This window comes from Paenibacillus cisolokensis, assembly GCF_018403665.1.
GTDB classification, from domain to species: Bacteria; Bacillota; Bacilli; order Paenibacillales; family Paenibacillaceae; genus Paenibacillus_AH; species Paenibacillus_AH cisolokensis.
This window is the reverse complement of sequence record NZ_BOVJ01000248.1, coordinates 1-11,598: the sequence shown is the minus strand read 5'-3', so window position 1 is coordinate 11,598 and position 11,598 is coordinate 1. Positions and strand designations below refer to the sequence as shown.

Here is an 11,598-nt window from a genome sequence, read left to right as displayed (position 1 = left end):
GAACCTCAGGCGGAATGCTCCGATTTCGGCGTTTCGCCGTTCATGCGCTTGCCAAGTCTTCTGTTTCGGCTTTTGCCGGACAACCGGCGATCAACGTTTTTTTTTATCCCGTACAAGGCATACAGCAGCAGCGGGATCAAAATAATTTTGGACAGATGCTGCGGCAGCAAAATGCCGAGTACGACGGCGACGGCAACGACAATCGGAATGACCCAGATCGCTCCGCGCGGAATGCCGACTTTCTTGAAATTCGGATATTTGATCCGGCTGACCATCAAATAGGACAGCAGCAGCGTGCTGCCCATCATCGCCGCTACCGGAATGTCTTTCGCGAATAGAGCCAGCGTGGCGAGAACGCCGCCTGCGGCGGGAATCGGCAAGCCGACAAAATAACCGGGGACGCCGGCTATAACATTAAAGCGGGCCAGCCTGAGCGCCCCGCAAATCGGGAAGATTGCGGTTATAATCCAGGCCGCCGCTTCGTTGACACCCTGAAACGCCACCACGTACATAATAAATGCCGGAGCGACACCGAAGGAAATGACGTCCGACAAGGAGTCCAGTTCTTTGCCGAAATCGCTTTGGGCGTTTAGCGCCCGGGCAACGCGGCCATCGACGCCGTCGAGCAGCATGGCGATAATCACCATCATGGCGGCATAATCCGGCTTTTCGTTAAATACAAGTATTATCGCGATGATCCCCAAAAAAAGATTCCCTATCGTAAAAAGACTCGGTATCGACTTCGTGATCATCCGTTCACCTCATTTTCTACTCGAGGTATCCGAATTGCGCATTCGCGCAGACGGACCACGGCATGCAGTTATGCGGTCTGACCTCGACTTCTCCGCATTCTTCCTATTTTACCGGACTTAAATCTGTCTGTCAATAAACATTTGTTCCTGAATCCGTTTAAGCCCTTCCTTGATCGCTCTTGCCCGGGCTTCCCCGATGCCGTCCACCTCGTCCAGCTCCTCGCTGCTTGCCGTCACGATGTTGGACAAATGACCGAAACGTTCCACCAGATTATGCATCACGACGAGCGGCAGGCGCGGGATTTTGTTCAGCAGACGGTAACCGCGCGGCGATACCGCTTCGTCGGCCATCGCCCCGGGGTTGGCGTATCCGATAAGCCGGATAATATGCGGCGCGTCGAGCAATTCTTCCGAACCGAGCTTTTTGAGCCCGTTTTTAATTTCCCTGAGCCGTTCGTCCGAGTTGTCTTTGGCGTAGTCTTTCAACAAAAACCAGGCATCCTCTTCCACACCGCCAACAAGCTCATCCATCTGCATGCTGATAAGCCGGCCTTCGGTGCCGAGCTCGTTGATATAGCGTTTGATTTCCATCTTGATGCGAAGCACCATTTCCACGCGCTGAATGACATGCGCGACTTCCTGAAGTGTGACCAGCTCCTCAAATTCGAGAGCCGACAAGTTGGTGAATGCCTGATTGAGCACCGCCTTGTATTTCTCAAGCGTCTGTATCGCCTGATTCGCTTTCGTCAGAATGACGCCAATTTCTTTCAGGGCATATCGCAAGTTGCCCTGATACAGCGTAATGACGTTGCGCCGCTGCGAAATCGATACGACGAGCTTGCCGGTCTGCTTGGCGACCCGCTCCGCCGTCCGGTGACGGATTCCCGTCTCCGACGACGGAATCGAGCTGTTCGGGATCAACTGCGTGTTGGCGTACAGAATACGGCGCAAATCCTCGCTCAAGATGATGGCTCCGTCCATCTTGGCAAGCTCATATAAATAATTGGGCGTAAAATCGCAATTGATCGAAAATCCGCCGTCAACCACTTCCATCACTTCAGGACTATATCCGACAACGATCAATGCCCCGGTTTTGGCCCGGAGTACGTTTTCCAGTCCTTCGCGAAAAGCGGTGCCCGGCGCGACAAGCTGCAGCAATTGATTCATAATTTCCTGTTGATTCTGCTCTTTCATCATTTGCCCCCTATTCGAGCGCTGCGCTGAGCGCCTCCGCCACCGTTCCGACACCGATGATCTCGATGCCCGGCGGAGGATTCCACCCTTTCAAACTGTTTTCGGGCATAATGACCCGTTTGAAGCCTAGTTTATGAGCCTCCCTTACCCGCTGCTCGCTGCGCGAGACAGCGCGCACCTCCCCCGTAAGTCCGATCTCGCCGAATATGACGTCATAGGGGCGAGTGGGGACATCGCGGAAGCTCGACGCCAGACTGACCGCCGCTGCCAGATCGACCGCAGGCTCATCCAGCCTTACGCCGCCCGCTACGTTCAGGTACGCATCCTGCGTCTGCAGGAACATGCCGTTCCGCTTCTCGAGCACGGCGATAATAAGCGCCATCCGATGGTGGTCGATGCCCGTCGACATGCGGCGGGGCGAAGGAAAATGGGTCGGCGCCACGAGCGCCTGCAGCTCGACCAGCACGGGACGCGTTCCCTCCATGCTGGCAACGACCGTCGAGCCCGCTACGCCAAGCGGCCTTTCGGACAGAAACAATTCGGACGGATTGCTGACTTCCGAAAGTCCTGTCTCGCCCATTTCGAATATGCCGATTTCGTTCGTCGAACCGAACCGGTTTTTGACCGCCCGCAAAAGACGGTACGAATGGTGCCGCTCGCCCTCAAAGTAGAGCACGCAATCGACCATATGCTCCAACAGCCGGGGACCGGCGATCGCCCCTTCTTTCGTCACATGGCCGACAAGCACCGTGGCGATGCCCTGGCCTTTGGCCACCCGCATAAAATGGGCGGTGCACTCCCGCACCTGGGCGACGCTTCCCGGCGCCGACGGCACGTTCGGATCGAAGACCGTCTGAATCGAATCGATGACGAGAAAGTCCGGTTTGACCGAATCGATCGCTTCGTGAATCCGCTCGACGTTCGTCTCGCACAACACCAACAGCGATGCCGAAAGGGCGCCGAGCCGGTCGGCCCGCAGCTTCGTTTGCCGGACCGATTCCTCGCCGGAAATATAAAGCACGGTCAGCTTCTTGGAAGCAAGCGCGTTCGACGTTTGCAACAATAGCGTGGACTTGCCGATTCCGGGATCGCCGCCGACGAGAATGAGCGAACCCGGCACAATGCCGCCGCCGAGAACGCGGTTTAATTCCCGCATGCCCGTCTCGACTCTCGGCTCTTCTCCGCTATCTATATCTATGATGGAACGCGGCTTTTCTTTCGCCTGAAAAAGCGCGGCGGCGCCGGACGTTTTTATGACGGTTTCCTTTTCCTCCACCATCGTATTCCAGGAACCGCAGCCGGGACATTTGCCAAGCCATTTCGGCGATTCCATTCCGCATTCCGTGCATGCGAATTTTACTTTTATTTTAGCCATGAAAGTCTCCTTCTTGCGGAAACAGGTGTCAATCAAAGTTTACCATTTCCGTGCGCCGGTATAAACCCTATTTTCTTTATAAAAACGAAACAAACCGGCAGTCTCTGCCGGCTCAAATTTGGGGATCAGTCTTCCGCAACATAGAAAATTCGGCCAACGCGCCAGCAGAGCGGCAGCTTGTCGCTGCCGCTCTGCTGTTGACCTTATTTGTTCGCTGTCTCCGCGTTCGCCTGCTCGACTGTCAACTCTCCGTTTTTCTCGTCAATGATGAGCTTGTTTCCTTTGGAAATTTTGCCGGTCAGCAGATCTTCGGACAGCCGGTCTTCGATATGCTTCTGAATCGCGCGGCGCAGCGGACGGGCGCCATACTGCGGATCGAACCCTTCCTTGGCAAGGAAGTTGACCGCCGCGTCGGTCAGCTCGAAGTCGACGTCCTGCTCGCGCAGCCGTTTGCGCAGCTCGTCGGCCATCAGCGTCACGATTTGCTTGATATGCTCCTGCTCGAGCGAGTGGAAGACGATAATCTCGTCGATCCGGTTCAGGAACTCCGGCCGGAAGCTTTTCTTGAGCTCCGCCATCACTTTGTCTTTCATCTGCTCGAAATCGCGCTCCGCATTTTGCACTGCGGTAAAGCCGAGCGTCGAACTGCGCTTGATCTGTTCGGCCCCGACGTTGCTCGTCATAATGATGAGCGTGTTGCGGAAATCGACAAGCCGGCCTTTGGAGTCGGTCAAACGCCCATCCTCGAGCACTTGCAGCAAAATATTGAACACTTCCGGATGCGCCTTCTCGATCTCGTCGAGCAGCACGACCGAATACGGTTTACGCCGCACCTTCTCGGTCAGCTGGCCGCCTTCTTCGTACCCGACGTATCCCGGAGGCGCGCCGACCAGACGAGAAGTGGAATGCTTCTCCATATATTCGGACATATCGATCCGGATAACCGCATTTTCGTCGCCGAACATCGCTTCGGCGAGCGCCCGGGCCAGCTCCGTCTTGCCAACGCCCGTCGGTCCGAGGAAGATGAACGAGCCCATCGGGCGCTTCGGATCTTTCAGACCGGCACGCGCCCGGCGAATGGCGCGGGATACCGCCTTGACCGCTTCGTCCTGACCGATGACGCGGTTGTGGAGGATGCTCTCCATCTTGAGCAGCCGCTCGGTCTCCTCTTCCTTCAGCTTGACAACGGGGATTCCCGTCCAGCTGGCGACAACCTGCGCAATATCTTCAGGCGTCACTTCGGAATCGGTCCGGCCTTGTTTTTCTTTCCATTGATTTTTCGTAATCTCCAACTCTTCGCGAATTTTTTGCTCCGTGTCGCGAAGCGCCGCCGCTTTTTCGAACTCCTGGCTTTGGACAGCCGCATCCTTCTCTTTGCGGATATCTTCAAGCCGGTTTTCGAGCTGCTTCAAGTTCGGCGGCACCGTGTAGGTGTGCAGCCGCACTTTCGAGCTCGCTTCGTCGATCAAATCGATCGCCTTGTCGGGCAGGAAGCGGTCCGTAATATACCGGTCCGACAATTTGACCGCCTGCTCGATCGCCTCATCCGTAATTTTCACCCGATGGTGCGCCTCGTAACGGTCGCGAAGACCTTTCAAGATCTGGATCGCTTCTTCCGGCGAAGGCTGATCGACCATGATCGGCTGGAAGCGGCGTTCCAGCGCAGCGTCCTTCTCGATATATTTGCGGTATTCGTCGAGCGTCGTCGCCCCGATGCACTGCAATTCGCCGCGCGCCAGCGCCGGCTTCAAAATATTCGACGCATCGATCGCGCCTTCCGCCCCTCCGGCTCCGATCAGCGTATGCAGTTCGTCGATGAACAGAATAATGTTTCCGGCCTGACGAATTTCGTCCATAATTTTTTCAGACGATCTTCGAATTCGCCGCGGTATTTCGTTCCGGCCACGACCGAACCCATATCGAGCGTCATGACGCGCTTGTCGCGAAGCGTCTCCGGAATTTCGTTGGCGATAATTTTTGAGCGAGCCCTTCGGCAATGGCCGTCTTGCCGACGCCGGGCTCCCCGATCAGCACCGGATTGTTCTTCGTCCGGCGGCTCAGCACCTGAATGACTCGCTCAATCTCCTTGCTGCGGCCGATAACCGGATCGAGGTTGCCTTCGCGGGCAATAGCCGTCAAATCCCTCGCCAGACCGTCAAGCGTCGGCGTGCTGGCGTTCGTGGGCGAGCCGTGATTGCTGGACACCGCTTCGCTGCTGCCGAGCAGCTGCAGCACTTGCTGCCGCGCCTTGTTCAGGCTGATGCCGAGATTGTTCAGCACACGGGCGGCCACGCCTTCGCCTTCCCGGATAAGACCGAGCAGAATATGTTCGGTGCCGACATACGTATGTCCCAGCTTGCGCGCTTCGTCCATCGACAGTTCGATGACCTTCTTCGCGCGCGGCGTATAGGCGATGTTGGTCGGCTGCTCCTGTCCGCGGCCGATCAGCGATTCGACTTCATCCTGAATTTTCTCCAGTCCGAGTCCGAGCGCAATAAGCGCCTTGGCCGCGATTCCTTCGCCTTCTCTTACCAGTCCGAGCAAAATATGTTCGGTACCGATATTGTTATGACCGAGCCGTACCGCTTCTTCCTGTGCCAGGGCAAGCACCTTCTGCGCCCTTTCCGTCAATCTGCCAAACATCATATTCAAACACCTCCGTGTTCGGTTTTACTTCCCAGTTGCTTGCGTATAAGTTCGGCCCGCCGGATATCCCGCTGATCGGGACTCATCTTCTCATCAAACAGATATTGCAAATAACCCGGCTGGGTCATCACCATCATTTCGTTCAAAATTTGCGGCCGCACATTGCGGATCAAGCCGAGATCGATGCCGAGACGGACGTCGGAGAGACGCTGGGCCGCCTCCTTCGATTCCATAATCGCCGCATTGGCCAATATGCCGTACGAGCGCCGAACCCGGTCCTCGACCTGCATTCTCGATTCGGCCATAAGCCGTTCGCGGGCCGCTTTCTCATGCTCGATAATTTGGCGCGCCACGCTGTACAGATTGTCGAGAATTTCATTCTCCGACTGGCCGAGCGTAATCTGGTTCGAAATTTGAAACAGGTTGCCGAGCGCTTCGCTGCCTTCCCCATACAATCCGCGGACCGTCAGCCCTACCTGGGTAATCGCCGACAATATCCGGTTGATTTGCTGGGTCAGGACAAGCGCCGGAAGATGCATCATGACCGAAGCCCGGATGCCGGTGCCGACATTGGTCGGACAGCTTGTCAGATATCCTCGTTTCTCATCGAAAGCATACTCGACCTCTGCCTCGAAAATATCGTCGATGCGGCTTGCAAGCTCCCAGGCTTCCCGGATTTGAAAACCTGAATACAGACATTGGATGCGCAGATGATCCTCTTCGTTAATCATAATGCTAACCGCTTCATTATGCCCAAGGATAAGCGCCCCGTTGCGGGACTCATTCGCCAGATTCGGACTGATCAGATGCTTCTCGACCAATATTCTGCGTTCCAATTCGTTCAGATCGGACAGCACGAACGTGTCGAAACCGCCGATCTCTTTCAATTTTCCGGACTTGGCCACAGCCAGCAGTTTTTCCATCACTTCGCGGGAATGCTGGTTTGTCGCCAACATCGGAAACGGATAATGACGGATATTTCTCGCGATGCGGACCCGGCTGCTGATGACGATGTCGGCATCGGGACCGTCGACTTTCATCCACTCACTCAGCGCTTCGCGCGCAAAACGATGTCGGGCCAATCACGATCCCTCCTGCTTGTTACGACTCGGCAAATCTGCGCTCCAAGTCGCGTATTTTATCGCGCAGCTTGGCTGCATACTCAAATTCTTCGCGCTCGATCCGGCTTTGCAGCTCGCGCCGCAGCCGCTCGATTTCGCGTTTGGTCTGAATCCGGCTTCCCGACCGTTTCGGAATTTTCCCTACGTGTACCGTATTGCCGTGCACCCGCTTGAGCAACGGATCGAGCCGCTCCGAAAATTTCCGGTAGCATTCGCTGCAGCCGAATCGGCCGATTTTGCTGAATTGCGCATAAGTCAGTCCGCATTCGTCACAGCGCAGCGTCTGAAGCGAAGGTCCGATTCCGCTACCGCTGCTTGCCGGCTCGAAATCGAGCAACCCGGACAGCAGACTGTGAATCGAAAAGCCGCTTCCGACTCCCGGAATGCTTTCGCCCTTCTCGCGAGCGCAAGATTCACATATATGATACTCCGTTTTCTCGCCATTGACGATTTTCGTAAAATGAAGTGTAGCCGGCCTTTTGCCGCATTCCTGACAAATCATGCCGTCCCCCTCCTTTCGACGTAAGGCGCCGCCCGCTATTTGACAAGCAGCGATACGAGCATCGATTTCAAAATGCGTGCGCGGATCTCATCCCGCAGCGGCAACTTCAACAATATCGCTTCCCGCGAAACAGCCGCCTTCAACAGATTGGCTTCCCTTTTCGTTATAAGCTGCGCCTGCTCCAGCTGGTAAATAAGCCCCTCGGCAGCATTCTGGTCGATTCGTTCGCCGATCGTTTGGCTAATATAGCCTTGGATAGCCTTTAACGCCGGCAGCTCGACACGCTGAATGCGGATGTAGCCGCCTCCGCCCCGCTTGCTTTCCACCATATACCCTTTCTCCAAAGTGAAACGGGTGCTGATGACGTAATTGATCTGGGACGGAACGCATGAAAATTTATCGGCCAACTCGTTCCGCTGAATCTCGACAGCGCCGTTGGGACTCTCCTGCAGCAACTGCTTCAAATGCTGTTCGATGAGATCGGAAATGTTGCGCATATCACCAACCTCGCTTCAAATTCCATTGACTTTGACTTTCTTTGACTTTGATTTAATTATACTTATTTTTCTAAAAAAAGCAAGGGGGCGAGTGATACCGCTACAACTTTTTCATCACTAGCTTGATGCGCAAACGCAGGGTTTATACACAGAAAGTTGCAAAGGAGGCCCCATTAGGGCCTCCAGCCGTTTAAAAGAAATCTGTCATATAGGTCGTTCTAGCCGGAATGACGGACATCAGCGCTTCCGCCGTCTTTTCGGCCGCTCCCCCGATCCGGGATATTTTGACCATAGTGGCCGCATCCGCGTAACCGATCAGCATGGCGGTTAGCGTCTGGATATCGCAGCTGGCAACGGGTTTATCCGACGCAGCCGCTTCGGACAGCGCCTGGGCTCGAGCAGCGCCGCTCGGACCGACTTCAATATGCCAGACCGCTTCGTTCCAGGAAGCGTCGGCATCCGTGACCCGTATGTAGAGATCTGTTTTACGGTCCGTCTCTTTAAAAGGATACTGCTCGACAAACCGTTTCAGATCGACAATTCTGGCCATGAAGTAAGGCTCGATTTCCTGCTTGAAGCGCGGATTGGCCCATTCAAACGGCAGCGTATCGTCAATCGGAACGGTCAGGTACGCCCGGTCCACCATCGAATCGTGATTGGCGAAAAACGTCCAAAGCCCTTTTTTCGCTTCGTCGTCCAGCACAATGTATTCATGCACCGTCAATTCGCGCTGCCGGACCTGATAAAGCGCATAGCCCGACGGCTTGCCGTCGGCACGGAAATAAACGGCCGCATGCCCTTTTTCCGGGGAAACACCGACGTCTTCCACCAATGTTCGGTGCGGTTCAGCATGCCGTTATACCGTTTGGCGTAGGATTCATAGATGCCGTTGAGCAGGCCGATATCTTCATTGCGACGTTCGACGCGGCCGCCCGTTTCGGCTCGTGGCGGAAAGAACGACGTCTCGATCGTATACTTCTTCAGATCGAGCAGGTTCTCCCATCCGTATTTTCGGTAAAAGGAATGAGAAAACGGAGCCAAAAACGAAACGGTTTGCCCGGCCCGTTTCATTTCGCCCAAGCTGTGCCGGATTAACCGGGCAACCAGTCCTTGACGGCGCATTTCGGGCCAGCTGGAGACATTGGCAATTCCCCCCATGTCGAAAAGCTTGCCGTTAATATACGTTTGGAGCGGAAGCAACGTCAGTTGAGCCGCTAGACGATTATCCGCAAATATGCCGAAATACCGCTCCGGCACGAACCGGCTGCGTTCGGCTTCGATCGCTTCTTCGCTCATTTCAAATTGAAACGCATACATAGATAATTTCTTGCTGGCTTCATAATCGTCCGTTGTCAGCTGACGAATCTCCATAATCCATTCTCCTTCGCTCTATGGAATGATCTGGAATATAGCTATTATAGCATACGGAAGGAGAGGATGAACGCCCGTTCGTCTTGTTGCGAAGAAATCGAATGAGCACGCCGGACCGCATTCCCGTAAGTTCGTTTTTACGTTTGTGTTCCGATCCCGGAACCGTAATGGCTTTACTCGATCAATCTGGCCGTGACTACGGTTTGCCGCTGCTCATTATTGCTGACTTTGACGGAAATGACTTTCGTTGTGCGCTTGCCCTGCCGGTCGGTAATGGTGATCGTAATTGTATCTTCTTTCAGATGATCAGGGTAGTCGTCCAATTGGATATGTCCGATTCCCGAACCGTCATCGCCGGCTGCAAGCTCCGATTTCTTCCGTTCGCTCAAGTTACCGGATACTTGCCCTGCGCCTAGGAAACGGGAAAATGATCCTCCGCCGCCCACTTATACATATTCCAAGCCGTCCAGCGGTACCAGATCTTGTCATAGTCGCTAAACCCCTCGTCAAAAGTCATCGTCAGATTTTTATCGTAAAGAAGGCTGAAATCCGCCACCGAGATTTGGCGTTCTTCATCGAAATGCTGATAATATTCGACGTTCCAAAATTTTTCGTGCTGCGTTTTCGTCCAATCGACTGCGTAAATGTACTCGTTTTTTGTCGATATTTCGATTTTGGCGATGTTATCGCCGTCGATATAAAATTCCAGACCCGGCCTGGCATCGACGTTGCTGACAAATGTGCCGTAATCATCTGCACTTTTCCGATTATCGGACAACCGGAAGATGGCCCCGTCCTTTTCAATGACATGGATGGCATAAGCAGACGTTTCGCCGCCAAAAGGCACCACAGCCAATAATAACAGCGCCAGCCCCAGGCAAACCGCAGGTACGGCCATCCATGCTTGCCGCCTCCTCGGCGGCCGTTTCACATGCGCATTTGTCTGCATATGAGACAATATCTTTTCTCGCATCCGCGATTTTTGTGCTGCGTCCGGCGTCATCCTTTCAAAGATGTCCACCAATTGGTCTCTATTCATAAACGTCATCTCCTATTTCCAGTTTCAATCGCTTCCTGGCATTTCGAATCTTGGTCTTTACCGTGTTGAGATTCAGCTTAAGCATATTTGCGATTTCGGCCAACTTATATCCTTCGTAGTAGTGAAGGTACAAGATCAATCGGCTCGTCGAAGGCAGCTTTCGCAAATTCTCCTCTACATCACGGTGTTGAAGGATATCCGTGTCTGTTCCCATGATGGCGTGTACGTCCAAATCGACGACTTTTTTCTCCACCATTTGCGGTGCAAATCGCGGCATCGGTTTTGGGCGGCAGTGATTAGCCACGCTTTTTCATGTTCGGCGTCAACGAAAGACTTGCTGCTTTCCAAAAGCTTGATAAAGACGGTTTGCGTCACATCTTCCGCATCCTGCTTGTTGCCCGTCATTGAGAAGCATACCCGGTATACGGTATCGACGTGGCGGTTGTATATTTCCGCAATTTTGCTCTCCGCATGGTCTGACGACTTGATCTCGACAAAATCCTTGTTCGTGCTTAACAAGGATTTTTCATCGATCTCCCCCCTTTCTTCTCTAACACGTAACAAGTTGCCGAAAGGTTTTCCGGAACAAAAAAAGACTGCCGGGAATGGTTCCTGGCAGTCTCGCTTCTAACCCGTGTCCTGTTATTGTACTGCACAATGCTCCCCAGCCACGCGGCCGATAGCGTACCTGCAGGCTATATTCATGCTATGCTGACGTTTGGCAAGCGGCAAACAGCGTGAATAAACATGCAAGCTTCGATTAAAGTTTTCATTACTATTCACCATTAACGATCTAACGAATCTGACAATCGCTATTTGGCGAAAAATCGATGTTCCGGAATTGTAACGAATCTGAGCAACGCTATTTGCTTAAAAGTAGTCAAATTCAGGCGGAATATCGTAAATAAGGTGGCTCAGATTCGTTACATTCCAAAAAGCGGCTTATGGGCCAAAATAAAGCGTATGATATTCGTTAGAGTAACATTCCCCTGGGTTGGGGTTACGTTCACCTCTATTCCCTCACCACTTCGATCACGCGGCCACAATAGATTTCATCGAACAACAAAAAACCCACCGTTGAATGCAACGGTGGGTTCTTCG

12 protein-coding genes and 1 pseudogene are annotated in these 11,598 nt (G+C 53.8%); all 13 read right to left on the bottom strand.

Annotated features, from left to right (window positions below):
- Window positions 1-5: 5 nt before the first annotated feature.
- A complete protein-coding gene (gene pssA / locus PACILC2_RS25510; RefSeq protein WP_213531796.1) occupies window positions 6-752 on the bottom strand; it encodes a CDP-diacylglycerol--serine O-phosphatidyltransferase in 747 nt (248 codons plus the stop codon).
- Window positions 753-869: 117 nt separating this feature from the next.
- Window positions 870-1,946, bottom strand: a complete 1,077-nt coding sequence (gene disA / locus PACILC2_RS25505; RefSeq protein WP_213531798.1) for a DNA integrity scanning diadenylate cyclase DisA — start codon at window positions 1,944-1,946, stop codon at window positions 870-872.
- A 10-nt stretch (window positions 1,947-1,956) separates the two neighbouring features.
- A complete protein-coding gene (gene radA, locus PACILC2_RS25500) occupies window positions 1,957-3,321 on the bottom strand; it encodes a DNA repair protein RadA (RefSeq protein ID WP_062490443.1) in 1,365 nt (454 codons plus the stop codon).
- Window positions 3,322-3,524: 203 nt separating this feature from the next.
- A pseudogene (clpC, locus tag PACILC2_RS25495) lies at window positions 3,525-5,967 on the bottom strand (ATP-dependent protease ATP-binding subunit ClpC).
- A 2-nt stretch (window positions 5,968-5,969) separates the two neighbouring features.
- Window positions 5,970-7,049 (bottom strand): protein-arginine kinase McsB, encoded by a 1,080-nt coding sequence (gene mcsB / locus PACILC2_RS25490; RefSeq protein WP_213531794.1) that lies wholly within the window; start codon window positions 7,047-7,049, stop codon window positions 5,970-5,972.
- A 19-nt stretch (window positions 7,050-7,068) separates the two neighbouring features.
- The gene (gene mcsA, locus PACILC2_RS25485) at window positions 7,069-7,590 is read right to left on the bottom strand and encodes a protein-arginine kinase activator protein McsA (RefSeq protein ID WP_062490439.1); all 522 of its coding nucleotides are present in this window, start codon (window positions 7,588-7,590) and stop codon (window positions 7,069-7,071) included.
- Between the two features lie 35 nt (window positions 7,591-7,625).
- Window positions 7,626-8,087 carry a CtsR family transcriptional regulator gene (locus PACILC2_RS25480; protein ID WP_062490437.1) on the bottom strand — a complete coding sequence of 154 codons (462 nt, stop codon included), beginning with the start codon at window positions 8,085-8,087 and terminating at the stop codon, window positions 7,626-7,628.
- A 190-nt stretch (window positions 8,088-8,277) separates the two neighbouring features.
- Window positions 8,278-8,916 (bottom strand): GNAT family N-acetyltransferase, encoded by a 639-nt coding sequence (locus PACILC2_RS25475; protein ID WP_213531792.1) that lies wholly within the window; start codon window positions 8,914-8,916, stop codon window positions 8,278-8,280.
- Window positions 8,808-9,458, bottom strand: coding sequence for a GNAT family N-acetyltransferase (locus tag PACILC2_RS25470; protein ID WP_213531791.1), 651 nt, complete (start codon window positions 9,456-9,458; stop codon window positions 8,808-8,810). The genes PACILC2_RS25475 and PACILC2_RS25470 overlap by 109 nt, the downstream gene beginning before the upstream one ends.
- Before the next feature lie 173 nt (window positions 9,459-9,631).
- Window positions 9,632-9,847 (bottom strand): hypothetical protein, encoded by a 216-nt coding sequence (locus PACILC2_RS25465; protein ID WP_213531786.1) that lies wholly within the window; start codon window positions 9,845-9,847, stop codon window positions 9,632-9,634.
- 23 nt (window positions 9,848-9,870) lie between these two features.
- A complete protein-coding gene (locus PACILC2_RS25460; protein ID WP_213531784.1) occupies window positions 9,871-10,356 on the bottom strand; it encodes a hypothetical protein in 486 nt (161 codons plus the stop codon).
- 133 nt (window positions 10,357-10,489) lie between these two features.
- Window positions 10,490-10,711: an RNA polymerase sigma factor gene (locus PACILC2_RS29675; RefSeq protein ID WP_213531782.1), complete on the bottom strand. Its 222-nt coding sequence runs from the start codon at window positions 10,709-10,711 to the stop codon at window positions 10,490-10,492.
- Window positions 10,672-11,016: an RNA polymerase sigma factor gene (locus tag PACILC2_RS25450; protein ID WP_213531780.1), complete on the bottom strand. Its 345-nt coding sequence runs from the start codon at window positions 11,014-11,016 to the stop codon at window positions 10,672-10,674. Before PACILC2_RS25450 ends, PACILC2_RS29675 begins: the two co-directional genes overlap by 40 nt.
- Window positions 11,017-11,598 lie beyond the last annotated feature (582 nt).

Bases quoted from the DNA above. Each gene is read 5' to 3' on its own strand.
- PACILC2_RS29675 (WP_213531782.1), bottom strand. From the start codon at position 10,711: ATGGGAACAGACACGGATATCCTTCAACACCGTGATGTAGAGGAGAAT.
- pssA (WP_213531796.1), bottom strand. From the start codon at position 752: ATGATCACGAAGTCGATACCGAGTCTTTTTACGATAGGGAATCTTTTT.
- PACILC2_RS25470 (WP_213531791.1), bottom strand. From the start codon at position 9,458: ATGGAGATTCGTCAGCTGACAACGGACGATTATGAAGCCAGCAAGAAA.
- PACILC2_RS25480 (WP_062490437.1), bottom strand. From the start codon at position 8,087: ATGCGCAACATTTCCGATCTCATCGAACAGCATTTGAAGCAGTTGCTG.
- mcsA (WP_062490439.1), bottom strand. From the start codon at position 7,590: ATGATTTGTCAGGAATGCGGCAAAAGGCCGGCTACACTTCATTTTACG.
- PACILC2_RS25460 (WP_213531784.1), bottom strand. From the start codon at position 10,356: ATGGCCGTACCTGCGGTTTGCCTGGGGCTGGCGCTGTTATTATTGGCT.
- radA (WP_062490443.1), bottom strand. From the start codon at position 3,321: ATGGCTAAAATAAAAGTAAAATTCGCATGCACGGAATGCGGAATGGAA.
- disA (WP_213531798.1), bottom strand. From the start codon at position 1,946: ATGAAAGAGCAGAATCAACAGGAAATTATGAATCAATTGCTGCAGCTT.